21 protein-coding genes are annotated in these 23,240 nt (G+C 59.1%); 16 read left to right on the plus strand and 5 right to left on the minus strand.

Going from position 1 to position 23,240, the window contains the following annotated elements:
* Nucleotide 1: 1 nt before the first annotated feature.
* The gene (gene holA / locus JK202_RS04075; protein ID WP_211558478.1) at nucleotides 2-1,003 is read left to right on the plus strand and encodes a DNA polymerase III subunit delta; all 1,002 of its coding nucleotides are present in this window, start codon (nucleotides 2-4) and stop codon (nucleotides 1,001-1,003) included.
* A gap of 153 nt (nucleotides 1,004-1,156) precedes the next feature.
* A complete protein-coding gene (locus JK202_RS04080) occupies nucleotides 1,157-2,173 on the plus strand; it encodes an SDR family oxidoreductase (RefSeq protein ID WP_283091771.1) in 1,017 nt (338 codons plus the stop codon).
* 58 nt (nucleotides 2,174-2,231) lie between these two features.
* Here JK202_RS04080 and JK202_RS04085 read toward each other — a convergent pair whose 3' ends face one another.
* Nucleotides 2,232-4,655, minus strand: a complete 2,424-nt coding sequence (locus JK202_RS04085; RefSeq protein ID WP_408872138.1) for a TonB-dependent receptor plug domain-containing protein — start codon at nucleotides 4,653-4,655, stop codon at nucleotides 2,232-2,234.
* A 258-nt stretch (nucleotides 4,656-4,913) separates the two neighbouring features.
* On the opposite strand from JK202_RS04085, the gene JK202_RS04090 reads away from it, so the two are divergent.
* A complete protein-coding gene (locus JK202_RS04090) occupies nucleotides 4,914-6,110 on the plus strand; it encodes an SMP-30/gluconolactonase/LRE family protein (RefSeq protein WP_211558480.1) in 1,197 nt (398 codons plus the stop codon).
* 73 nt (nucleotides 6,111-6,183) lie between these two features.
* Here JK202_RS04090 and JK202_RS04095 read toward each other — a convergent pair whose 3' ends face one another.
* From JK202_RS04095 to minC, 4 genes are all read right to left on the minus strand, one after another.
* The gene (locus JK202_RS04095; protein ID WP_211558482.1) at nucleotides 6,184-6,543 is read right to left on the minus strand and encodes a YidB family protein; all 360 of its coding nucleotides are present in this window, start codon (nucleotides 6,541-6,543) and stop codon (nucleotides 6,184-6,186) included.
* 62 nt (nucleotides 6,544-6,605) lie between these two features.
* Nucleotides 6,606-6,887: a cell division topological specificity factor MinE gene (gene minE / locus JK202_RS04100; RefSeq protein WP_211558484.1), complete on the minus strand. Its 282-nt coding sequence runs from the start codon at nucleotides 6,885-6,887 to the stop codon at nucleotides 6,606-6,608.
* A gap of 4 nt (nucleotides 6,888-6,891) precedes the next feature.
* Nucleotides 6,892-7,704: a septum site-determining protein MinD gene (gene minD, locus JK202_RS04105; protein WP_211558486.1), complete on the minus strand. Its 813-nt coding sequence runs from the start codon at nucleotides 7,702-7,704 to the stop codon at nucleotides 6,892-6,894.
* 148 nt (nucleotides 7,705-7,852) lie between these two features.
* Nucleotides 7,853-8,581 carry a septum site-determining protein MinC gene (gene minC / locus JK202_RS04110; protein WP_211558488.1) on the minus strand — a complete coding sequence of 243 codons (729 nt, stop codon included), beginning with the start codon at nucleotides 8,579-8,581 and terminating at the stop codon, nucleotides 7,853-7,855.
* A 77-nt stretch (nucleotides 8,582-8,658) separates the two neighbouring features.
* Here minC and JK202_RS04115 point away from each other — a divergent pair, with 77 nt between their 5' ends.
* The 13 genes from JK202_RS04115 (at nucleotide 8,659) to rplL (ending at nucleotide 23,163) form a co-directional block, all read left to right on the plus strand.
* Complete coding sequence (locus JK202_RS04115; protein ID WP_194254972.1) at nucleotides 8,659-9,327, plus strand: glutathione S-transferase family protein; 669 nt, start codon at nucleotides 8,659-8,661, stop codon at nucleotides 9,325-9,327.
* Between the two features lie 11 nt (nucleotides 9,328-9,338).
* Nucleotides 9,339-10,514 (plus strand): aminoacetone oxidase family FAD-binding enzyme, encoded by a 1,176-nt coding sequence (locus JK202_RS04120; RefSeq protein ID WP_211558725.1) that lies wholly within the window; start codon nucleotides 9,339-9,341, stop codon nucleotides 10,512-10,514.
* Nucleotides 10,515-10,662: 148 nt separating this feature from the next.
* Nucleotides 10,663-10,908 (plus strand): hypothetical protein, encoded by a 246-nt coding sequence (locus JK202_RS04125; RefSeq protein ID WP_211558490.1) that lies wholly within the window; start codon nucleotides 10,663-10,665, stop codon nucleotides 10,906-10,908.
* 46 nt (nucleotides 10,909-10,954) lie between these two features.
* Nucleotides 10,955-12,187, plus strand: coding sequence for a DNA recombination protein RmuC (locus JK202_RS04130; RefSeq protein WP_211558492.1), 1,233 nt, complete (start codon nucleotides 10,955-10,957; stop codon nucleotides 12,185-12,187).
* A gap of 65 nt (nucleotides 12,188-12,252) precedes the next feature.
* Nucleotides 12,253-12,978, plus strand: coding sequence for a response regulator transcription factor (locus JK202_RS04135; protein ID WP_211558494.1), 726 nt, complete (start codon nucleotides 12,253-12,255; stop codon nucleotides 12,976-12,978).
* A gap of 16 nt (nucleotides 12,979-12,994) precedes the next feature.
* On the plus strand, nucleotides 12,995-14,395 hold the full coding sequence (locus tag JK202_RS04140; RefSeq protein WP_211558727.1) for a HAMP domain-containing sensor histidine kinase: 1,401 nt from the start codon (nucleotides 12,995-12,997) through the stop codon (nucleotides 14,393-14,395).
* Nucleotides 14,396-14,565: 170 nt separating this feature from the next.
* Entirely contained in the window at nucleotides 14,566-17,733 is a 3,168-nt protein-coding gene (locus tag JK202_RS04145; RefSeq protein ID WP_211558496.1) for an efflux RND transporter permease subunit, read from the plus strand.
* Between the two features lie 77 nt (nucleotides 17,734-17,810).
* The gene (locus tag JK202_RS04150; RefSeq protein WP_408872139.1) at nucleotides 17,811-18,992 is read left to right on the plus strand and encodes an efflux RND transporter periplasmic adaptor subunit; all 1,182 of its coding nucleotides are present in this window, start codon (nucleotides 17,811-17,813) and stop codon (nucleotides 18,990-18,992) included.
* 50 nt (nucleotides 18,993-19,042) lie between these two features.
* Nucleotides 19,043-20,662, plus strand: coding sequence for an efflux transporter outer membrane subunit (locus tag JK202_RS04155; protein ID WP_211558500.1), 1,620 nt, complete (start codon nucleotides 19,043-19,045; stop codon nucleotides 20,660-20,662).
* Nucleotides 20,663-20,762: 100 nt separating this feature from the next.
* On the plus strand, nucleotides 20,763-21,197 hold the full coding sequence (rplK, locus tag JK202_RS04160; RefSeq protein ID WP_211558502.1) for a 50S ribosomal protein L11: 435 nt from the start codon (nucleotides 20,763-20,765) through the stop codon (nucleotides 21,195-21,197).
* A gap of 4 nt (nucleotides 21,198-21,201) precedes the next feature.
* Nucleotides 21,202-21,894, plus strand: coding sequence for a 50S ribosomal protein L1 (rplA, locus tag JK202_RS04165; protein WP_211558504.1), 693 nt, complete (start codon nucleotides 21,202-21,204; stop codon nucleotides 21,892-21,894).
* 305 nt (nucleotides 21,895-22,199) lie between these two features.
* Nucleotides 22,200-22,724 (plus strand): 50S ribosomal protein L10, encoded by a 525-nt coding sequence (gene rplJ, locus JK202_RS04170; RefSeq protein ID WP_211558506.1) that lies wholly within the window; start codon nucleotides 22,200-22,202, stop codon nucleotides 22,722-22,724.
* A 67-nt stretch (nucleotides 22,725-22,791) separates the two neighbouring features.
* Nucleotides 22,792-23,163, plus strand: coding sequence for a 50S ribosomal protein L7/L12 (gene rplL, locus JK202_RS04175; RefSeq protein WP_211558508.1), 372 nt, complete (start codon nucleotides 22,792-22,794; stop codon nucleotides 23,161-23,163).
* The last annotated feature ends 77 nt before the right edge of the window (nucleotides 23,164-23,240 follow it).

Consider the following 23,240-nt stretch of genomic DNA (forward strand, 5'->3'; position numbering starts at 1 on the left):
GGTGAAGATTGACGCGCGGAGTATCGGGCGGACACTGGCCGATGCTGGTTCCTGGCGGGCCATAGTGCTTCACGGGGAGGATACCGGCCTTATCCGTGAACGGGCCGCTCAGGCAGTCCGGTTGGTGGCAGGGACGATTGATGACCCGTTCCAGGTTGCCCAGCTGGATCGGGAAACCCAGGATCGTCTCGAAGAAGAGGCCACAGCACTTTCCCTGATCGGTGGGCGGCGCGTGGTTTGGGTGCGGGACGGACAGGACAGTCTGGCGCCCATGTTCAAACGCGTCCTGGATACCGAAACGGATGCTCTGCTCGTTATTGAGGCTTCGGGCATCACAGCGCGTTCAAAACTGCGCGCTCTGGCGGAAGCACATAAAAAAGTTGCGTCTATTGCCTGCTACCCTGAGGAGGGGCGGGCTCTCTCCCAGACCGTAAGCGAAGCTCTAGGGCAGGATGGTGTTACGATCGACCGCGATGCCATGGTGTGGCTTCTAGGTGTTCTCGGGGCTGACCGCAGCGGCGTACGAGGTGAGATCGAAAAACTTGTTTTGTACGCAGGTGCGAACGGTCGTCTGGATCTTCAGGCCGTTCAGGATTGTGTCGGCGACGCTGGCGGCAATTCACTGGAGGACGCAGCTTTTTCAGCCTTGTGTGGAAATCGCATGATGGCAGATCAGGCGCTCGAGCGTGCATTGGCCGATGGTGCTAATCCGGTTGCAGTTGCACGAACGGTTCTGGGTGTTCTCGTGCGGCTTCAGAAAGTTGCGCAGGGTGTGCAGGACGGCCAGGGGCGCGCCGAAGCCATGAAAGCCCTCAAACCTCCTGTATTCTTCAAACGCACGGCCGCCTTTGGTCAGGCACTTGACCGCTGGTCTCTGCCGGCCCTGGCACTGGCAGCGCGGGAAACGCAAGCTTTTGAGCTGGCCTGCAAGCAAAGTGCATCCCCTGATATGGCTCTGTGCAGACGACACATTGCGTCGCTTTGTACGGTCAGGAAAACCTGATTTCAGAGGTCTGTCAGTTGGGCAGGGCGTTCTGAACCGATTTTTTAGGGAAACTTCCTGCTCAACGAACCTGTTTTGTATCCGTCAGACATTAATGATCTGCAGTGTCGCCCTTTACGGGATGGCCTGTGGAGACTGGATAAGGACAGGTTCATGACTGAACGGAATTCCGATGATTCTCGTCGCAAGGTTCTGAAAGGCGCGGCTCTGGGGCTTGCCGCCGCCGCGGCAGCGGGCGGAAGGGCCAAAGCGGCCGATCCTTCCATGTCAGCAGAAAACGGTGCTCCGCCGCTCTCTGATCCGGCCAAGCGCTATACGGACGGCCCCTTTCAGGCTCAGCCGCAGCCCTGGCCAGGTCTTGCTTCGAGAATGACGCCGCGCCCGGATCATGGTGAGACGTCTTATCGCGGTTCGGGCCGCATGGCGGGACGCAAGGCGCTTGTCACGGGAGGGGATTCCGGGCTGGGCCGCGCGGCGGCGATTGCCATTGCTCGGGAAGGCGCTGATGTCGCCATTTCCTATCTTCCGGCTGAAGAGGAAGATGCGAAGGAAGTGGTCGAGCTCATCCGCAATGCCGGACGCAAGGCCGTGGCACTTCCCGGTGACATACGATCGGAAAAATTCTGTCAGAAGCTGGTTGCCAATGCAGCCCGGGAACTGGGTGGTCTGGACTGTCTGATCAACTGCGCCGGCCGACAGCACTATCATGAGAGCATTCTCGATCTGACGACCGAGGATTTCGACTGGACACTCAAGACCAATCTTTATGCGCTGTTCTGGATCATCAAGGCAGCTATTCCGCATATGCCGCCGGGAAGCTCCATCGTGAACACGAGCTCGACCAATGCCTATGACCCTTCAGAAATTCTGGTGGATTATAGCATCACGAAAGCCGGGATTGCCGATCTGACAAAGAGCCTTGCCAAACAGCTTGTACCAAAAGGGATCCGCGTCAATGCGGTCGCACCCGGACCGTTCTGGACCGCGTTGCAGGTCAGTGGAGGGCAGCCGATGTCTGCAGTTGAAAAGTTCGGGTCCACCGTTCCGCTCAAACGGCCCGGACAGCCTGCGGAAATTGCTCCGCTCTATGTTCAGCTTGCCAGTACGGATGGCAGTTATCTGACCGGCCAGATCTTTGGCGCCACGGGCGGAACCGGCGTTCCCGGCTAAAAACCGGACAGGTGAGGAAAAAGCGGAAGGGAGTACCTTCCGCTTTTTTTGTGGCTGCTCAGAAGCGTGCCGAGACATCCAGATAGTAATAACCACCATTCATGCCAAGCTGGGACGTGCTCATGTAATATTTGGGCACCCCCAGATAGCGATTTCCCTCAGGCACAACAGACGGGAACTTGGCGAAAATATTGTTCCCACCGATCGTAGCACTCCATTTGGGAGTGATATTGTATGTGACAGAGGCATTTGTCGTCCATTTTGGCACATTCGGGAACTCCAGGAAGTGGCTCGTGGAGTAGGTATAGGGCCCCGTGTAGTACGTGAGCTGGGACGTCGTTTCGCCGTAACGGATCTCATGAACGGAGACAGCCCATTTGTTCTGGGCGGAACGCCAGGTGCCACCGAAGATGATCTTGCTGCGCGGGTACGCCGTGGTGAGATAGGCGATATACTGGGCGTTCAGAAGCGCTGCCCCGGTCGTGCTGGTGGCCTGATGGCGCAGGCGCGTCCGGTTCAGGTTGATCGCGACATCCCAGTCCGCATGACCATATCGTCCAAAATCGGTGGGGTAGGTCGCTGTCAGGTCGAGGCCCTGCGTCCGGGTATTAGCGACGTTGGCGAACCAGTGTGTGGCGAGCTGACTGCCCGTCCAGGTTTCGGATCCTGGTGGCAGATTGAAATTATCAGCCTTAAGTGCATTGTAAGCATCTGATCCATAGATTGTTCCACCCGGCATGATGCGGTCCCGCAGGTCGATCTGATACACGTCAACGGTGACGTGCAGCTTTTTGATCGGCTCGACGATGATGCCACCTTCGGCACTCGTGGAGGACTCAGGCTTCAGCGCCGATGCCCCGTTGGAAAGGGCGCCAGCAGAGTTCGCAGCGATAATGCCGCTGGCGGCAGTGGGAGAAACGGACAGTGCGGAGTAATGCTCCTGCGCCAGTGTCGGGGCATGGAAGCCATTGCTGAAGGTGCCGCGGATCGCAAAGCGCGGGCTGAAGTCGTACCGGGTCGAGATCTTGCCGGTCTTGGTGTTGCCGACATCCGTGTAGTGCTCGACACGCCCCGCCAGATCGACCTGCCAGTGCTTCATGAGGTTGGTGGAAATGTCGAGATAGCCTGCGGCAACGTCACGGGACCACTTGCCGGCATTGGCCGGATTGGTGCCAGGAAAACCATCCGAGCTGGAATAGCTGTAACTGGCCGGAGAGCCGGTGCCGATTGCATACGCTTCATAGCGGTATGATGCGCCGCCAGCCACGTTGATGGCGTACGGCCAGAGAGATGTGTGGAATTTGCGGCTGAGATCGACGCTGTTCGTCCACTGGGTGTCATTATAGGACTGTGCGGCGAAGGATGTCGGGGTCTGGCCCGTGGCGGTATAGAGACCCACATTGGTCGAGCTCTGGGTGTCGAAAGCGTCGTAGTCCCGTCCGAAAACCGAGGATACGTCCCAGTGCCAGCCTGCCAGCGTCCCCTTGAAGCCTGCCGTCAGTTCGTAGTCATCTTCGTTCAGGGCTTCGACGGGCGCATAGCCATAAGGGTAAATCGCGGCATAGCCAGGGTATTTAGCGAGCGTGGAGGGTAGCCGGTAGTTCTGGTACGATTCCGCGTGCCGATGCGCATAGGTTGCGCTGGCATAGGCCTGTACGTTGTCAGTAATGTCGTAGCCCGCATTGAGGGCAACGCTCTCACGGGTCTGCTCGGGCTGGCCAAGGAGCTGATTGACATAGGTATTGGTCCGATTGTCGGCACCGGACCGGACTGTGTGGTCCTGATGCACAAAATCGCCGCCGATATGAACAAAACCGCGATTGTTCAGATTTAACCCGCCATCGATGAACACACCTTGCTGAAAGCCATCGCCTTCGCTCGTAATTCCCGTGTTCGAGCGCATGGTCAGACCATGGTTCTGCTTCTTGAGGATGATGTTGACCACACCTGCAATGGCGTCCGAACCATACTGGGCGGACGCACCGTCACGCAGGACTTCGATATGATCGATCATGGACATGGGGATCATGTCGATATCGACCGGTGTGGAGCCCTGTGCGGGGCCACCGTCGGCATACATATTGGCCGTGGTGTGTCGCCGCTTGCCATCGACCAGAATGAGCGTTTCGTTGGGGTTGAGGCCGCGAAGCGCAATCGTATCGGTCAGCGCGCCGGCATCGAAACCGCCTGTCGGTACGGTGAGGGACGGGAGCAGAAGCGCCAGAGAGTCGCGCAGGGTCGGCTGGCCGGTTCCCGTCAGCTGACGATTTGTGACGATATCAACGGGAGCTATGGAATCCCGAGCCTTTTTGCCGACTTCACGCGTCCCCGTCACGACGATGGCTTCGCTTCCCCCTGAAACCTCCGGAGCGGGTTTCGGTATCTGTCGGGGTTTGGCTTTCTGAGCCGCCGGGGTCGTATGGGCCTGTTTGTGCTGAACCGGGACGGACTGCGTTGTTGCAGCCCGGCTTTCGTCCATCATGAGAACGAACGCAGAGCCGAGAAGGGAAGTCCCCAGAAGGGTCATATGACGAAGGGAAAGCTGGGTCAGCACTTTTACCACGCAATTTGTTAGTAATATATACGAAATACAAAATCGTTTCGTATTTGCGGAAGGTCAACATAATTTTCCGCTTCCGAAAATATTCTGATCACATTTTGTAGGACCTGTGGCGTTCTTCCCACGGATCGGGCGTTATGGAAACGGTTTGTCTTGTAAATGGATTTCGGGAGGATGTGCATGAAGCGACGTCATTTTCTGCGGGCCGCTTCGGCAGCCCCAGCGTCACTTGCGGTTTCGGCGGCTCTGCCAGGCTCTCAGGCGCGTGCCGCTGGAAACGAGGATAACGGTACAGGTCCTTACGGGGAGCTCGATATTGTTGCCGAATTTGATGGCCCTGGTCCGTCGGGGATCGTGGTTCTTCCAAACGGCAGGACCTTTGTAGGCTTTCCCCGTCACGCCGTGGATCACAAGGGCGCAACGCTTGGCGAACTGGTGGATGGGAAGGTCATGCCTTATCCCAGTGCGGCAATGAGCCTTCCCGGAAATGTTCCGGCAGAATGCCTTGTGTCCGTTCATGGTATGACGATGGATCGTCAGGGTCGCCTCTGGGTGATTGATGACGGCAAGCGTGCCGGACATCCCCTGCAGCCGGGCGCAGCGAAGATCGTCTGCATTGATCCGGCAACGAACCGTGTGGCCCACAAGATCATTCTGAAAGCGCCTGTTCTCCTGCCGGACAGTCATATGAATGACCTGCGTGTATCGCTCTCCCGCGGCGCGCAGGGAACGGTTTTCGTGACGGATTCATCCTTCGGGACAAAGCCCGGGCTTGTGATTGTCGATGTTGCGACACAGCAGGCTCGCCGGGTTCTGACGACGCATCCAGCTATTTTGCCCGAGACGGGATTTCTGGCGATTGTGGAAGGGGAGCCCCGACGCTACATCCCCGGTCATCCACAACTTGTATCCGGTGGCGTTGATGGTATTGCCCTGACGAAGGACGAGAAGCGCCTCTATTTCTCTCCCCTGACCAGTCGGCGGCTCTACAGCCTGCCGGTGGATCTTCTGGCCGATCCTGCTTCGGACGATGCGGTTCTGGCTCCTGCGATCCGCGATGAGGGCGAGAAGGGGGTGGCGGACGGTCTGGCACTGGATGCCCAGGATCGGCTTTATACAACCAACTACGAGCATGATTGTATTCTGCGGCGCGATCCGGATGGAACGTTCAAGATGATGCTCCGTGATCCCCGCGCCCTTTCCCCGGACGGAATCTTTGCGACCGCGGATTATGTCTATTGCACGTTCGGGCAGTGGAACCGTCTTGCTTCGTTCAACGAGGGGACTGACCGCAGAGTCACGCCCTATCTTCTGATCCGCTTTCCGATTGAACAGACGCAGCCCTACAATGCCCTGCCGCAAGGTCAGAAGACTTGACTGCGGATATGAAAACGCCCCGGTGGATCATCTCCACCGGGGCGTTTGACCGCTTGTGCGTCGAAGCTTTAATTCAGGCCGTCGTGGACGGTGTCTGATCTTCCGACGTGTGCTTGTCCACCGCGGCGGGAAGCAGTTGTGCCAGAGCCGGCAGGATCGTTCCGGCGGGCAGACCCGTCTTGGACACGATCGTCTGAATCTGCTGGTCCGTTAGAAGGTTACGCAGCTCGTCCGTGGTGATGGGCAGGTTCTCGCCGTTTCCGATCCAGGAGTGGATCTTGTCGGTCAGTCCAGCGCTCTGCGCCTGACTGATGAGCATGTTCAGGCCGTCTCCCTTGAGGAAGTCACCGATGCTGCCGCCAAATTTATCGCCAAGCTGGCCGCCGATTGCGCCTGCTGCCTGGTTCATGAGATTTCCGAGAAAGCCGCTCATCCGTAATGTTCCGTTCTTTCAGACGCGGCGCTTCGGCCGCAGTGGGGGTCCTGAGGTGAGGTTTAGGAGGCCCGTTTGCCGCTGAGTTCCTGAGGAACTTCGACGTCAATTTCGAGCATGGAGCAGCCGCTTCCGCGGTCCACCTTGATCTGGACCTTGTCCTGATCAACGGCGACATGGCGCGCGATGACTTCCATGATCTCCTTGTGGAGTTGCCGGATCAGATCGGACTCGCCCGTTTCACCACCTGCACCACGTTCATGGGCAAGCAGGATCTGCAGGCGGTCCTTGGCGACGCTGCTGGATTGCTGACGCCGGGCGAAAATATTTGCGAGAAAACTCATGAACTCATGCGTCCCTCTTGAAAAGCCAGTCAAGGAAACCGCGCTTCTCGACTGGAACCGAGACTTCGAGCTTCTCGCCGTTCAGGCGACGGGCAGCTTCGAAATAGGCGCGGGCAGGAAGGCTCGTGGGTGCCGCCAGCGTAACGGGAGCACCGACGTTGGACGACTTCAGCACATCTTCACTTTCCGGAACAATGCCGAGCAGCGGGATGGACAGGATTTCGAGCACGTCTTCGACGCTCAGCATTTCCTTGCGCGCGGCGCGGGCCGGGTCGTAGCGGGTCAGAAGCAGGTGCTTGTCGACCTTCTCGCCCTGTTCGGCCTTCTTGGTCTTGCTGTCGAGCAGGCCGATGATCCGGTCGGAGTCACGGACGGAGCTGACTTCCGGATTCGTGACGATCACGGCCGTGTCGGCGTGATACATGGCAAGCTGGGCGCCACGCTCGATCCCGGCCGGGCTGTCGCAGATGACCCAGTCAAACTTCTCGCGAAGTTCATCCATCACGCGGGCAACGCCCTCTGACGTCAGCGCGTCTTTATCACGGGTCTGGGACGCGGGAAGGATGGACAGTGTTTCGCAGCGCTTGTCACGGATCAGAGCCTGCGACAGGCGCGCGTCACCCTGTACGACATTGATGAGATCGAAAACGACCCGACGCTCTGCGCCCATGACCAGGTCAAGGTTCCGCAGCCCGACATCGAAATCAACCACCACGACATTCTGCCCGCTCTGAGCGAGAGCGGCGCCGAGCGCGGCGGTCGATGTCGTCTTGCCGACGCCACCCTTGCCGGAAGTGACAACCAGAACCTTGGCCATGAATACTCCAAAAAAACGTCTTTGCGGTATGCGGTTGCCTGTGACGGGGTACCGCAACCGGTTTCGCATTCTATGAAAGTTTTACGCCCTGCGGCAACCTGCGAATAGGGGTGCTTTCAAGGCAGGCCCAATCAATTCACAGTTCGGCTTATGCAGGTAGCGGCAGGACCCGGACCCGGTCTTCGTCCAGGGCGGCCTGCGCGGCCTGACCCAGAATGGAGGGATCAATGTCTTCCGTGACGGCATAATAGCCGTCGAGAGCCAGAAGTTCGGCCAGCATGCGGCTTGCGAAAATACGGCTCTGCGACTGTCCACCCACGCCGGCAATCGCCCGCCCGCGCAGGGTTCCGTAAACATGGATGGAGCCCGCGGCCACGATTTCAGCGCCTGATGATACGGACCCGAGAATGATCACGTCCCCCTGCATGTGCTGGATACTCTGACCTGAGCGTACGGTCTGGTCGATGATCAGCGTCCCACCGCCGGAAACCGGGCCTGCCGCACTTGCGGAGGGATCTTCCGGAATCTCGACTTCACCGGCTGGACGGCCACCATCAAGGGTTTCGGGCCAGTCCCAGTGCGCAACCGCGGGCCAGTGGCGGCTTCCCCCCTCGATACCGATGATCCGAACGCCGCGGCTTCGGATATCGCCCAGCAATGTCGACAGGCCCGGCGTGGTTTCGTTGAGGAGGCCGAGGTCCAGAATGACCGGCTTTCCGGTGAAGAGGCCACCCGAGCGGGCGATCTGGTAGTCGAGACCTTCCAGCCACGAGGAAAGGGGACCTTCGGGAGACAGCACGAGTGCAAGGAAGGAGCGGCCGCGTGCACGGATGCGCATGGGGGCGTTCGAAGAGGGTGCAGAAACGGGATCGGGCATCGTGAAAATCGTCGGACCTGTGTCGGGCAGTCGGTGAGGCTCTTGTGAGCGGGTATCGGCTGACTTAGAAAGTGGCAATGCGTATCCTGCATCACCTTCCACTTTCTCCGCAATGCCGTCTCGTGAGGCTCGCCCTCACAGAGAAGCGACTCCCGTTCGAACCTGTCATTGAACGGGTCTGGGAGCAGCGCGAGGAATTCCTGCATCTCAATCCCGCGGGCGAAGTTCCTGTGCTGGTTGAGGAAAATGGTCTGGCCGTACCGGGCGGGCGAGTCATCTGCGAATATCTGGAAGATGCCTATCCCGATACGCCGCTTCTGGGGCGTACATTCGCCGAGCGCGTCGAGACGCGGCGTTTGGTGGACTGGTTCGACACCCGCTTCGCACAGGAAGTCACCCGGAACCTGCTGGGCGAAAAGGTGGACAAGCGCCAGTTCGGACGCGGTCACCCGGACGGCAATGCGCTGCGGGCCGGTTATGCGAACATGCGCTTTCATCTCGATTATATCGGCTGGCTGGCAGAGACGCGGTCCTGGCTGGCGGGGCCTGCTCTGTCGCTCGCCGATTTCGCGGCTGCGGCGCATCTGTCCGCGCTGGATTTCATCGGGGACGTGAACTGGTCCAAGGCGCCTGCCGCGAAAGACTGGTATGCCCGGGTGAAATCCCGGCCCTGCTTCCGGGGTCTTCTGTCCGACAAGGTCAGTGGCATCACGCCGCCGGCGCATTACGCCAATCTGGATTTCTGAGGCTGCCCATGATGAACCCCGATGTGATTGTGCTCGGAGCCGGCGCAGCGGGGCTGATGGCTGCGGCGACGGCCGGACAGAATGGGGCGCGTGTCCTGATTCTGGATCACGGGCCGGAGCCGGGACGCAAGATCCTGATCTCGGGCGGTGGCCGGTGTAATTTCACGCATCTTGAGACCGGTCCCAACTGCTTCATTTCGCAAAACCGTCATTTCGCGCGTTCTGCTCTGGCCCGATACACGCCGCAGGATTTCGTCAAGCTGGTGAACCGCTACGGCATCGCCTGGCATGAGAAGGCGCGAGGGCAACTGTTCTGTGATGGCTCGGCCGGGCAGATCGTGGACATGCTGATCTCGGAGTGCCGCACCGCCGGGTGTGAGCTTCGGATGCAAACGCGCATTCTCGATGTGCGGCAGGCAGAGCACGGCTTCATTGTCTCAACAGACGGCGGCGAAATCCGGACTGGGTCGGTGATCCTTGCCACAGGTGGTCTGTCCATCCCCAAGCTTGGGGCGTCGGATCTGTCACTGCGGCTGGCGCGGAAATTCGGTTTGCGGGTTGTGCCGACGGCGCCTGCACTCGTGCCGCTGGTTCTTGCGGATGCCGATCCGGAGCTTGCAGGCGTGTCGCTACCGATCGTGGCGCGCGTGGGTAAGAAAGGGCCGCGGTTCGAGGACGGAATGGTCTTCACGCATCGAGGCGTTTCAGGCCCGGCGATCCTGCAGATTTCGTCCTATCTTGAGACCGGCGATGCGGCGCAGATCGATCTGCTGCCGGGGCAGAATGCGCTGAACGTGCTGCTGAAGGTCAAGAAAGACCGTCCGAAAGCCCTGCCGCCCAGCTTGCTGGAAGCGCTGCCGCTGCGGCTGGCGCGCGCGATGGCTGTCGGGCTGGGGGATACGATGCTGGCGAACCAGCCGGATCGTGCGATCAAGGCGCTGGCGGAGCGGGTTTCGAACTGGCAGCTTCGTCCTGCCGGGACGGAGGGCTACGCCAAGGCGGAAGTCATGCGCGGTGGGATCGATACGCGGGACCTGTCGTCCCAGACACTCGAATCCCGGGATGTTCCGGGGCTTTACGCGATTGGTGAGGCCGTGGACGTGACAGGCTGGCTGGGTGGTCACAATTTCCAGTGGGCCTGGGCGAGTGGTGTTGCGGCAGGGCAGGCCGCTGCCGGGCACCGTTAGTCGCTCACCAGTCTGGGGCGTCAGCCGCCCCTTGCCACAGGATTGCCATGCTGACATCCGATCACGCGGCAACCGATGGGGCGGCGATCCGTTTTTCGCTTTTCCAATTCCGGTTTTCTGAAACTGGCCGATCAAGGACACATCCACCATGTCTCGTTCCGTTTTCCGTCATGTTCTGAGTGCTGCTGCCGGTCTGTCCTTTCTGGGACTTGGCGCCTGTGTTGGCACCGCGGCTTCTGGTCCTGTCGCACCGGGAACGCCGATCGCGGGTTATGGCTATACCTGCAAGGCCGGGATCTACACCTGCAAGATGCCGACGCAGGTTCCGCTTGGTGCGCCCTGCTCCTGCCCGGGCCTCGGGGCTGCATCTTACGGCAATATCCATCAGCCGTAAGCCTTACGGCATTGGCCGTATTGCGATGAGCGGGTAGGACTGCGCCATGCAGGAGAATATTTCCGGAATGGCGCAGTTTCTTCCCTGGATCGTGGTGGCCGTAGCGCTGCTGGTCGCGCTTCTAGCCGTTCTGCGGGGGAGTAACGGCGGTGGCCGGTTCGAGCGTCTGCTCGAACGTGAGGCGCAGGAACGCTCACAGGACGTCGAATATCATCGGGCGCATCTGTCGGAAGTCGAGCGTGTGCTGTCCGGGCGGTTGGACCAGTTCCGGCTGGAGACCAGCGAGCGGTTGAGTACGTTGGCTCGAAATCTTGGGCAGGATCAGGCAGAAGGGCGGCTTCTGCTGTCGGATGCACTGCGCGAGATGTCGCAGAGCCAGAACGAACAGATCGAGCGGATCCGCGCCACTGTGAATGAACAGCTCCACGGCGCGGTTGAAAAGCAGATGCAGACCAGTTTTCAGCGCGTGGTGGAGCAGTTCAGCGCCATGCAGAAGGCGCTGGGCGAGGTGACGAGTGTCACGGCGCAGATCGGGGATCTGAAACGGCTGTTCTCGAATGTGAAGACGCGCGGGGGCTGGGGCGAGGCGCAGTGCCGGGCCATTCTGGACGATATTCTCCCCGCAGGCAGCTACGACATGAACTTCCGGCTGGGTACGGCGGGGGAGAATGTCGAATTCGCGGTGAAAATGCCGGTGCGGGGGACGGAGACGCCGCCGCGCCTTGCGATCGACAGCAAGTTTCCGACCGAGGCCTATGAGCGGTTGCTGAATGCGGCGGAAGCAGGGGATGCACTGGCCGAGCGTCAGGCTCGGCGGGAACTGGAAAATGTGATCCGGTTCGAAGCCAAGAAGATTGCCTCGAAATATATTCTTCCTCCCGTGACAGTCGAATTTGCCGTGCTCTATCTGCCGACGGACGGGCTCTATGCCGAAATCGCCCGGATGCCCGGCGTGATTGATGAGATTGGCCGCCTGCATCGGGTGATGGTGATGGGGCCCTCGCTTCTGCCGGCAATGCTGCGGACCGTGCATCTGGGGTATGTCACGCTGACGCTCGAGGAGCGGACAGAGGCGATTGCCGGATTGCTGGGAGCCACGCGGCAGGAAATGCTGCGGATGGACCAGGTTCTGGAAAGGCTGCATCGCAATGCCGGGACCATGGGCAACACGATCGAGGAAGCCCGGCGTCGGACCCGTGTTCTCGGCCGACGTCTGCGGGCGCTCGACGGGACGGCGGACGAAATGGAAGAGGCGCTGGACGAGCCGACTGTGCCCTGAGCGTCCTACTAAGAGCGATTTTAATTGGATGACATGGGAGGCTGCCCCATGTGAAGATCATGACCATGACGTCCGCACATGAATCCGGGGCGCCTGAGCGCCTTCCCGAACCCTCTCCCCGGCTTCTGCTGATCGAGGATGACGACAGCATTGCGGCTGAGGTCGCAGAGGAACTGACGACCCGCGGCTATGAAGTGACGAGGGCCGCAACGGGCGTTGAAGGGCTGGATCACGCCTGTACCGGGCAGTTCGATCTGATGATCGTGGATCGCATGCTGCCGGAACTGGACGGACTGACAGTTATCGAAAGCGTCCGTGCCCAGAGAATCAACATACCGGTTCTGGTGCTGTCCGCACTGTCGGCGGTGGATGACCGGGTGAGTGGCCTCAAGGCAGGAGGCGACGACTATTTGACCAAGCCCTTCGCCATGGAAGAACTGGCCGCCCGTCTGGAAGCACTGCTGCGCCGTCCGACGGACAGTCGCGTGACGATGCTTCGGGTTGGCCCGCTTGAAATGGATCTGATCGAACGCAGGATTTTCCGTAATGGACAGGAGATCGAACTGCTGCCACGGGAATTCCGACTGCTGGAATACATGATGCGTCGCCCAGATACTGTGCTGACGCGTACCATGTTGCTTGAGGACGTCTGGAACTACCGTTTCGTTCCACAGACAAATCTGGTTGACGTCCATATCGGAAAGCTACGTCGCAAGATCGATCTGCCTGGCGAGCCCCCGCTTATTCACAGCATTCGCGGTGCCGGGTTCAGTCTGCGTGTCCCGGGCTGAACTGCGCTTTTCCGAACTGTTCCGGGCTGATCTTTTCCGCACGGCTACTTTCCGGCTGACACTGGCGTTTGTCGTGGCCATTATTGCCGGGATGGCGCTTCAGTTCGGGCTCGTTTACGGGCAGATGAGCGGATACGAACAGCAGCGGTCTACGGATCTGCTGCAACGCGAGGCCGCTCTGCTGGTGCACGAGACTCCAGCAGAGCTCGAATATGAAGTTCGTGAGCGCAGCAAGACCGATCTGCGTGTCATCCTCAATGGGGCGGCGCTGTTTGACATGAGCCGCAACCGGATTGCTGGTGACATCAAGAAATGGCCTGTCGGACTTGAAGTTTCCCCCCGGACCCAGCGCCTGTGGGACGCGCCTCCGGGTGATACGCCGTATGAAATGCGTTATCTTGCTGTTGAAGTGGAGGGGACGCAGGGAAACCGGGACCGCATCCTTGTCCTGGCCCGCTCGCTGCATATGGCGAACGAGTTGCGCTATATCACCAAGCGCGCTGCACTGATGTCTGTTGTGCCGGTTGTGGCATTTGCGCTGATGGCGGGGATTTTCCTGAGTCATCGTGCGCTGGGCCGGATCAAGGACATGCATGAGGCGATCGACCGCATTATGGACGGCGATCTGCACGAGCGATTGCCGACCGGCCGCGAACGCGATGATATCGAGCGTTTGGCAGTTTCTGTTAACCGGATGCTGGACCGGCTGGAGCATCTGCTCGACGAGATCCGGGATGTGGGTAACGACATTGCTCACGACCTTCGGACGCCCTTGGCCCGTGTCAAGGCACGGCTGGAGCGTGTTTCGGCCATTACAAATGATCCAGTGGCTCTTCAGGGCGCGATTGAACGTGCCGCCTTGGATCTGGAACAGTGCTTCTCTGTCATCACCGCTCTTCTGCGGATTGGCGAGATTGAAAACGGCCGACGCCGGGCCGGGTTTGTCGCGATGGATCTGCGCGAACTGCTCGCGGGGGTGGTGGATCTGTATGAACCCATCGCCGAGACCGAGGGCGTTGTGCTTGAAGTGATGGACTCGAACGAGCCGGTACCACTTTTCGGGGACAGGGACCTGTTGAATGAGGTTCTTGCCAACCTTGTAGACAATGCGATCAAATTTACTCCTGCGTCGGGAACGGTTCGGTTGAGTGCAGGGCTGGACCCGAATGGGGGAGGGTGGCTGCGCGTTGCCGATACTGGAATTGGTATTGCCGAGGACGAACGCAAGGCAGTCATGGGGCGTTTCTATCGTTCGGATAAAAGCCGTCATGTTCCGGGGAGTGGGCTGGGGCTTAGCCTGGTGTCGGCAATTCTCCGACTGCACGGCGCGTCGGTTGATATCGTTTCTGCCCAGCCAGGAGAGGCGCTGCCCGGCGCGGTTTTCACCGTGCATTTTGCCCACCCGACATCTGCCTGAGATGCATCGAAATGTGTCTTAGTGTGTCAATATTTACCGGGTGTCTTGATATTTAAACAGAATTTTCCTTGTCGTCTGAGTCCCGATGGATATGACTCGGATCAATTTGCAAGGGGACACCCGTTGAGAATGACCGGACCAGGAAGAGCCCCTAGGGGTTGTCTGACCGCATGAATGCCATTGTCGTTACCGCGCTGAAGCGGCCTTATACCTTCGTGGTTCTGTCGATCATGATCCTGATCTTCGGGGTCAGGGCCATTGTGTCCACGCCAACGGACGTTTTCCCGTCGATCAAAATTCCGATCGTAGCGGTTATCTGGTCCTATACGGGACTGATGCCTGAGGACATGTCGGGGCGTATCGTTTACTATTACGAACGTTCTTTGACAGCCACGGTCAGTAACATCGAGCATATCGAGAGCTCGTCCTATTACGGGCGTGGCATCGTGAAGGTGTTCTTCCAGCCGGGGACCAATACGGCTGTTGCGCAGACGCAGATTACGTCCGTGTCCCAGACCGTCATCAAGCAGCTACCAAACGGTTCGACCCCACCTCTCATTCTGGCAATGGACGCTTCGTCCGTTCCTGTCCTGACGCTGCAGGTCAACAATCCGACCATGTCCGGGTCGGAAATCTACAACATGGCGTCCAACCTGATCCGGCCGGAACTGATTTCCGTGCCCGGGGCCGCCATTCCCAATCCGTATGGTGGTCTGGCTCCGGACATCATGGTGGATATTGATCCGATCAAGCTGCTGGCGCACAGGTTGTCACCTGAAGACGTGGCCACAGCGCTCAACCTGCAGAACATCGTTCTTCCGGCGGGTGACCAGCGTATCGGTCAGCTGGACTGGATGGTGAAGACGAATTCCACGCCCCTTGATCTGGATGTGTTTAACAAAATGCCGGTCAAACAGGTCGGCAATTCTGTGATCTACCTGCGTGATGTCGCCTGGGTTCATCGAGGAGGGCCGCCGCAGATCAATGCCGTCCTTGTAAAAGGGCAGCAGGCAGTCCTGATCGTCATCCTAAAAAGCGGCGATGCCTCGACGTTGTCTGTCGTAAGCGGAATCAAGAAGCTTCTGCCGCAGGTCGAAGCCACTCTGCCGGCAGGGACGACGATGAATGTCCTGACGGACGCGTCGAGTTTCGTGAAGGAATCGGTGGTGGACGTGGTGCGTGAGATGATCACGGCCGCGATCCTGACCAGTCTGACAGTCCTGCTTTTCCTTGGGTCCTGGCGGTCGACCATTATCGTGGCGACCTCCATTCCGCTGGCGATGCTGTGTTCGATCATCGGGCTGAGTATTGCCGGGCAGTCCATTAATGTGATGACGCTGGGTGGCCTGGCGCTGGCTGTTGGTATTCTCGTCGATGATGCGACCGTCATGATCGAGAACATCGACACGCATCTGGAGACTGGAAAGGATCTGGAAAACGCCATCATTGATGCGGCAAACCAGATCGTTATTCCGACTTTCGTGTCGACGACCTGTATCTGTATCGTGTGGCTGCCGCTGTTTGAGCTGACGGGGATTTCCGGCTGGCTGTTCATGCCGATGGCCGAGGCGATTATTTTCGCCATGATCGCATCCTTCATCCTGTCGCGGACGCTGGTGCCGACAATGGCGAACTGGATGCTCGCAGCTCAGGTGCGGATGCATCGCGATCCTGAATGGCACAATCGCAAGCGCGGCATTTTCGGCCGTTTCCAGGAAGGCTTCGAGGCGCGCTTTACCAGTTTTCGTGAGCACTACAAGACGATCCTCGAGACCCTGATCTCGATCCGCGGTCGCTTCGTGACATTGTTCCTGCTGGCAGCCGTTTCTTCTATGGCGCTGCTGCTGTTCATCGGTCAGGATTTCTTCCCGGAAATCAAATCCGGAACGCTGCAGATGCATATGCGCGCTCCGATCGGTAGTCGTCTTGAAGAGACAGGCAAGATTGCCGGACTGGCTGAGCGTCGGATCCGGAGCCTGTTGCCGGGGCAGGTGACCAACGTCGTCAACAACTGCGGCCTGCCCTTCAGTCAGTTGAATCAGGCGATGATACCGTCTCCGACTGTCGGATCGCAGGACTGCGACATCACCATTCAGCTCCGTGACTCTGAAAGTCCGATCCCCGAATATCGCCGGACCCTGCGCAAGGGACTGACGAATGATTTTCCTGGCACCATCTTCACGTTCCAGCCGGGCGATCTGACGGCCAAGATCCTGAATTTCGGTCTGCCATCGCCGATTGATGTGCAGGTTGTCGGTCGTGATCTGAGTGAGAATTTCAAGTTCGCGACGCGGCTTGCCAAGAAGCTGCGTCATATCCCGGGTATTTCTGATGTCTCAATTCAGGAGCCGATGACGCAGCCGACCATCATGGTTAATAACCGTCGCAGCTTTGCGCTAGGAACGGGCATTACGGAGCGGGACGTGGCGCTGAACGCCCTTGTCACGCTGTCTGGTAGTGGACAGGTCGGTCAGACCTATTACCTGAATGCGCAGGGAACGTCACAGCTGATCGATGTGCAGACGCCCGCAAACTATCTCCAGACCATGAATGATCTGGAAATCCTTCCGATCGACAAGGGAGATGGCAATCCGACCAACCAGACACCGCAGCTTCTGGGTGGCTTGAGTGCACTGGTTCAAACCGGGACACCGGCTGAAGTCGCGCATTACAACATCATGCCGGTCTTCGACATCTACGCCGCGCCGGAAGACATGGATCTGGGAACGGTTTCGCGAGCTGTAAACCGGATTGTGGATGGGGAGCGCAAACTGCTGCCGCACGGTTCGTCTATGGTCGTCCGTGGACAGGCCGTGACGATGAATGATGCGTATATCCAGCTGATTGGCGGCCTCGCGCTCTCGATCGTGCTGGTCTACCTGATTATCGTTGTGAACTTTCAATCCTGGCTTGATCCGTTCGTCATTATCACGGCGCTCCCGGGAGCTTTGGGTGGCATCTCGTGGAGCCTGTTCCTGACGCACACCTCCATGTCCGTCCCCGCACTGACGGGCGCGATCATGTGCATGGGAACGGCGACGGCAAATGCCATCCTTGTGGTGTCCTTTGCCCGTGAACGGATGGATCATCATGGCGATGCCATCCTTGCAGCGCTTGAGGCCGGTTACGAACGTATCCGTCCGGTCCTCATGACGGCGCTTGCGATGATGATCGGTATGATTCCGATGTCCATCAGCAATTCTGACAATGCCCCGCTGGGCAAAGCTGTGATTGGTGGACTTCTGGTGGCGACGATTGCCACCCTGCTGTTTGTTCCCTGCGTTTTTGCCCTTATTCATTACAAGCGGCCTGCTGGGCCTGAAGGAGACCGCGCGTGAGCCATTCTACGGATCAGGGGCAGGTGCCTCCGACAAACCATCCGGCACGCACGGGTTCAGGAACGCGTGGCAAGCTCATCCTGCTGGTGGTGATCCTGCTGGCGATCGCGTTGGCGGCCTGGGGGATTGTGCAACGGGGAGCGCATTATCATTCCCTGACGGGCGCTACTGACGAAGCCGCCATTCCGCCTGTGACGCTTATTGCGCCGCAGCCGGGTCCCAAGACCCGGCAGGTCGATCTGCCGGCCAATCTTGCTGCCTGGTATGAGGCGCCGATCTACGCGCAGGTCTCGGGCTATGTGAAGATGTGGTACAAGGATTACGGCGCGCATGTGAAACGTGGCGATGTTCTTGCGGAAATCAGTACGCCAAGCATTGATGCCCAGTTCGAAGCTGCCAAAGCGCATTACAATGTCATTCTGGCGCGTTACAATCTGGCCGTGATCACGACCCAGCGCTGGACGGCGTTGAAGGGAACGCAGGCCGTGTCCCGTCAGGAAGTGGACGTGCAGGCTGCCAACGCTGCAGCGCAGAAAGCCGAACTTGAGGCAGCGCGTCACGATGTGGACCGCTTCCAGGCTCTTGAAGACTTCAAGAAGATTGTAGCGCCTTTCGACGGGATCGTGACATCGCGACTGGTGAACGTAGGCGATTACGTGAATGCAGGCGGTGGCAACGTCAATTCACGGGGTACGGCTTCCGAGCTCTTCTCCGTCGCTGATGTTCACCGGATGCGTGTGTTTGTCTCCGTGCCACAGGATTTCGCCAGCGTTATTTCACCAAAGATCGAAGCTGAGTTGACGGTGCCGCAGTATCCTGGAAGCCGCTTCCGGGCGACGTTCCTCGCGACGGCAAATGCATTCAATGCTGCGACCCGCACGGTTACAACCGAGTTGACGCTGGATAACTCAGACAATCTGCTGTGGCCGAATTCCTATGCGACGGCTCATATTTCGGCTCCGGGCAATCCGAACATCCTGATTCTGCCGGAAGGCTCGATCATTTTTCGGGCTGAAGGGTCGCAGGTCGCCAAGGTCATCAATAACCATGCCCATCTGGTCAATGTGACCGTTGGCATCAACTTCGGGACGACAGTCCAGATCCTTAGCGGTATTACAAAAGACGACCGTGTGGTTGCCAACCCTACGGCTGATCTGCTGGAAGGGGATGAAGTCAAGATCGTCCCGACGACACCGGGATACAATACGCCGAGCAAGGCGCAGCATGATGCAAACCCTGAGGAGGCCGGATCTCGCTGATGAAACCGGAATGTTCCCAGTCATCCCCGCGCCCGTCATCTCCATCCGCCATGGCTTCTTCCAGACGTAACTGCTCAGGATGGCGAATCACAACGGCCCTGGCTGGCGTGCTTTCGATTGGGCTGACCTCATGTGATCTGGCGCCCGAATATCATCCCCAGAAATTTCTCTATCCCGAAGGATGGGAAGGGAAGGGGCTGATGGTCAACGCGCAGCCCTCGGATGGGGCTGTCCGCAGCGATTGGTGGACCATGTTCAACGATCCCATTCTTGATGGGCTCGAAAAGCGCATGCTGGCGGTTAATCCTGATCTGCAGGCGCAGGCGGAAGCCTTTACGCAGGCGCGTGATGTGGCCCGTGAGACGGAAAGCCGTCTTTATCCCCAGGTCACTGGTGCGGCTCACATGAGCGACAACAAGGGATCTCTTGGCCGGTTGTATAACAACCCGGCCACGAGCAGCAGTCTCGTCTATGAGTCCAATCAGGCCTATAGCGGTGCTGCGACCTGGGAGCCGGATTTCTGGGATTCCATCCGTAACACCACGCGGATGCAGAAGAACCTCGCGCAGGCGTCAGCAGGTCAGTATGCGCTGGCGCGGCTGAGCCTGGAAGCCGAGCTCGCGTCCGACTACATCGCCCTGCGCGGACTTGATGCCCAGAATGCGGTGTATGATGATTCAATTCGCTACTTCCATGCAGCAGTTGAAATCACGGAGCTGCGTCAGGCAGGTTCGATTGGCGCCGGACTGGATGTCTCACGTGCAGAAACGCAGCTTTATTCGGCGCAGGCGGCCAAGAGCAATCTGATTGCCCGGCGTAATGTCATGGAACATGCCATCGCGGTTCTGCTGAATACTGCTCCGGCCGGTTTTCATATTGCGCCCGTTCAGGACGTGAAAATGCATTTCGGGGTCGTGAAGATCAATGCCGGCCTGCCCGCGTCCCTGCTGGAGCGCCGTCCTGACATCGCAATTGCCGAGCGACAGATGGCGGCTTCGGCCCGTGCGATCGGTGTCTCGCGCGCTGCGTTTTATCCGCACATCACCTTCAGTGCAGAGGGTGGTTTCGAAGACGGGGGGTTCGATCTTGCCAGTATTTCGCGGGCCTTCTGGAAGATCGCGGTTCAGGCGGTCGAGCCAGCGTTCACCGGTGGTTTGCGGCGCGCGGCGCTGCAGCGTTCCTGGTCGCAGTATCGGGGAATGGTGGACAACTACCGTTCTGTCGTCCTGTCTGCGTTTCAGGACGTCGAGGACGGCCTGACGCAGACACGCCAGTTCAAGATTTCCCAGGATCAGCAGCAGAAGGCCGTGGAGGCCGCGCTGCGGACTCAGAGCATGACCATGGCGCTCTATACCGGCGGGCTGTCGAATTATCTTGATGCGCTTGTAGCTCAGCAGGATGCGCTTCAGGCACGTCTGGCGGAGGTCGAGGTCCAGACGGCGCAGGTTCAGTCCTCTGTACGTCTGGTGCGTGCTCTGGGCGGGGGCTGGAGTGCCAGTGACCTGCCGGGTGTCAAGCAGATCGATCCGTTTGGACCGCTGCAGTACAATGGCCTGCGTACTCCGAAGTCTGTGAATGGCATCGACAATCATGCGTCCCCGCTGGACAATGATCTGCGCGGAGATCATCTGTCGGCGAATGTCCCGCAAGGCTTGACGGGGCAGCCTTAACTGGTCTAGGGGTCCGCCTCAATTCGAACGCGGGAGGAGCCGGCTTGGCCGACTCCGTTGAACCGCGGTTCGGGAACGACAAAACAGGGGAGTCCCGGATATGGCCAAAAAAGTTGTTGGCTACATCAAGCTTCAGATCCCGGCTGGTAAAGCCAATCCTTCTCCGCCGGTTGGTCCGGCTCTGGGTCAGCGCGGCCTGAACATCATGCAGTTCTGCAAGGAGTTCAACGCCAAGACCCAGCAGCTCGAGCCCGGCATGCCGATCCCGGTGGTCATCACCGCCTATGCGGATCGCACGTTCTCCTTCATCACGAAGACGCCGCCGAACACGTACTTCCTGCTGAAGGCTGCCAAGATTTCCAAGGGTAGCCAGACGGTCGGCAAGTCCGCTGCGGTTGGTTCCGTGACGACGGCTCAGCTTCGCGAGATTGCTGAGACGAAGTTCAAGGACATGAACGCCAACGATCTTGATGGCGCCGTGCGCATGCTCGCCGGTTCCGCCAAGTCGATGGGCCTGAACGTGGTGGAGGGCTGATATCATGGCCAAGAACAAGCGTCTGAACGCCGCACAGGCAACTGTCGAGCGTAACAAGCCGTACGGCCTGACCGAGGCTGTTGCTCTCGTAAAGAGCAACGCCAAGGCAAAGTTCGACGAGACGATCGAAATCTCGCTGAACCTCGGCATTGACCCGCGTCATGCTGACCAGATGGTCCGTGGTCTGATCTCCCTGCCGAACGGAACGGGCAAGACCCTTCGCGTTGGCGTTTTCGCCCGTGGCCCCAAGGCTGAAGAGGCCCTGGCCGCTGGTGCGGAAGTTGTCGGTGCGGAAGATCTGGCTGAAAAGATCCAGGCTGGCGAAATCAATTTCGACCGCTGCATCGCGACGCCGGACATGATGGCTCTCGTTGGTCGTCTGGGTAAGATCCTCGGCCCGCGTGGTCTGATGCCGAACCCGCGTCTCGGCACGGTGACCATGGACGTCAAGGGTGCCATTACGGCAGCCAAGTCCGGTCAGGTTGAATATCGCGCCGAGAAGGCCGGTATCATCCATGCAGGCGTCGGCAAGGCTTCCTTCGGTGAAGACAAGCTGGTTGAGAACATCAACGCTCTGGTCGATGCCGTTCAGAAGGCTCGTCCGACGGGTGCCAAGGGTACGTATCTGAAGAAGGCAGCCCTGTCTTCCACGATGGGTCCGGGCGTTCGCGTTGACGTTTCGAGCTTCGAAGCCTGATTGACAGGAGGTCTTCCTTCTGGGAAAGACCTCCACGAAATGACGTTGCGCCTTCGGGCGTGATGGCTAAGGGGTAGCCTGCTTGCAGGCTGCTTCCAAACCTGTCCAAGACCGCACGTGGACCTTCGGGGCCTTAAGGATCTTTCGGGATCGCGGGCGTCAGACGGGGCGACAGTATTCAGTGGCTCTGCTGCGATGTGCTGGGTTCGCTCACTTCTGTGGACAGGCGAGCGGAACCGTCTCGAAAGAGAAGGTTCCATGGGTAACCTGGTCCGGCGCAAGTCGGGCTGACGAGGAGACAGGTTTTGGACCGTACGGATAAACGGGCCTTTGTTGAGTTCCTCGCCGATGTGTTTGGCAGCACGTCCATGGTTGTCGTCACCCAGAACAAGGGTCTGACGGTTGCCGATGTGACGGAACTGCGTCGACGCATTCGTGCGGCAGGAGCGACATACAAGGTTGCGAAGAACCGGCTGGCCAGCCGTGCTCTGGATGGGACCCAATTCGACGGCATCGCGCCGCTGCTCAAGGGACCGACCGCGCTTGCGTGGTCTGAGGATCCTGCATCAGTAGCAAAAGTGATCGTCGAGTTCGCCAAGACGAATGACAAACTGGTGGTGCTTGGTGGCGCCCTGGGTTCCCAGACGCTTGGCGTCGACGGAATCAAGGCCCTTGCCGAGCTGCCGTCGCTGGACGAGCTGCGCGCAAAGCTGGTGGGTATGATCAATACCCCCGCAACGCGTATCGCAGGTGTTGTCCAGGCGCCGGCTGGCCAGCTTGCTCGCGTCTTTGGTGCCTATGCCAAGGCCGGCGAAGCAGAAGCCGCCTGAGAATGATGGCCCGCGCTGCGGCGTAGGCCTGAACCTGATCAACAGTACATCAATTTAGGATAAGACCATGGCCGATCTGGCAAAGATTGTTGAAGAGCTGTCCGCTCTGACCGTTCTGGAAGCTGCAGAACTTTCCAAGATGCTCGAAGAGAAGTGGGGCGTTTCCGCTGCTGCTCCGGTTGCAGTTGCTGCTGCTGCTGGTGCTGCTGCTGCTCCTGCTGAAGAGCAGACCGAATTCACGGTTGTTCTGGCTGACGCCGGCGACAAGAAGATCAACGTGATTAAGGAAGTCCGTGCGATCACGGGTCTGGGCCTGAAGGAAGCCAAGGACCTGGTCGAAGGCGCACCGAAGACCGTCAAGGAAGGCGCGTCCAAGGACGAAGCTGCCAAGATCAAGAAGTCCCTGGAAGACGCAGGCGCCAAGGTCGAAGTCAAGTAATTCACTGACTTCAGGCTGTCCCGTTCGCGGGGCAGCCTCTGCCTGGCAGACAGAGAGGGCGGGGATCGCATGCGGTT

Origin of the sequence: Gluconobacter sp. Dm-62 (genome assembly GCF_018256155.1) — a bacterium.
Taxonomy (GTDB): domain Bacteria; phylum Pseudomonadota; class Alphaproteobacteria; order Acetobacterales; family Acetobacteraceae; genus Gluconobacter.

Coding starts and splice junctions, on each gene's coding strand:
- JK202_RS04080 (WP_283091771.1), top strand. CDS start 1,157: ATGACTGAACGGAATTCCGATGATTCTCGTCGCAAGGTTCTGAAAGGC.
- JK202_RS04085 (WP_408872138.1), bottom strand. CDS start 4,655: ATGATGGACGAAAGCCGGGCTGCAACAACGCAGTCCGTCCCGGTTCAG.
- JK202_RS04090 (WP_211558480.1), top strand. CDS start 4,914: ATGAAGCGACGTCATTTTCTGCGGGCCGCTTCGGCAGCCCCAGCGTCA.
- JK202_RS04095 (WP_211558482.1), bottom strand. CDS start 6,543: ATGAGCGGCTTTCTCGGAAATCTCATGAACCAGGCAGCAGGCGCAATC.
- minE (WP_211558484.1), bottom strand. CDS start 6,887: ATGAGTTTTCTCGCAAATATTTTCGCCCGGCGTCAGCAATCCAGCAGC.
- minD (WP_211558486.1), bottom strand. CDS start 7,704: ATGGCCAAGGTTCTGGTTGTCACTTCCGGCAAGGGTGGCGTCGGCAAG.
- minC (WP_211558488.1), bottom strand. CDS start 8,581: ATGCCCGATCCCGTTTCTGCACCCTCTTCGAACGCCCCCATGCGCATC.
- JK202_RS04115 (WP_194254972.1), top strand. CDS start 8,659: ATGCGTATCCTGCATCACCTTCCACTTTCTCCGCAATGCCGTCTCGTG.
- JK202_RS04120 (WP_211558725.1), top strand. CDS start 9,339: ATGAACCCCGATGTGATTGTGCTCGGAGCCGGCGCAGCGGGGCTGATG.
- JK202_RS04125 (WP_211558490.1), top strand. CDS start 10,663: ATGTCTCGTTCCGTTTTCCGTCATGTTCTGAGTGCTGCTGCCGGTCTG.
- JK202_RS04130 (WP_211558492.1), top strand. CDS start 10,955: ATGCAGGAGAATATTTCCGGAATGGCGCAGTTTCTTCCCTGGATCGTG.
- JK202_RS04135 (WP_211558494.1), top strand. CDS start 12,253: ATGACGTCCGCACATGAATCCGGGGCGCCTGAGCGCCTTCCCGAACCC.
- JK202_RS04145 (WP_211558496.1), top strand. CDS start 14,566: ATGAATGCCATTGTCGTTACCGCGCTGAAGCGGCCTTATACCTTCGTG.
- JK202_RS04155 (WP_211558500.1), top strand. CDS start 19,043: ATGGCTTCTTCCAGACGTAACTGCTCAGGATGGCGAATCACAACGGCC.
- rplK (WP_211558502.1), top strand. CDS start 20,763: ATGGCCAAAAAAGTTGTTGGCTACATCAAGCTTCAGATCCCGGCTGGT.
- rplA (WP_211558504.1), top strand. CDS start 21,202: ATGGCCAAGAACAAGCGTCTGAACGCCGCACAGGCAACTGTCGAGCGT.
- rplL (WP_211558508.1), top strand. CDS start 22,792: ATGGCCGATCTGGCAAAGATTGTTGAAGAGCTGTCCGCTCTGACCGTT.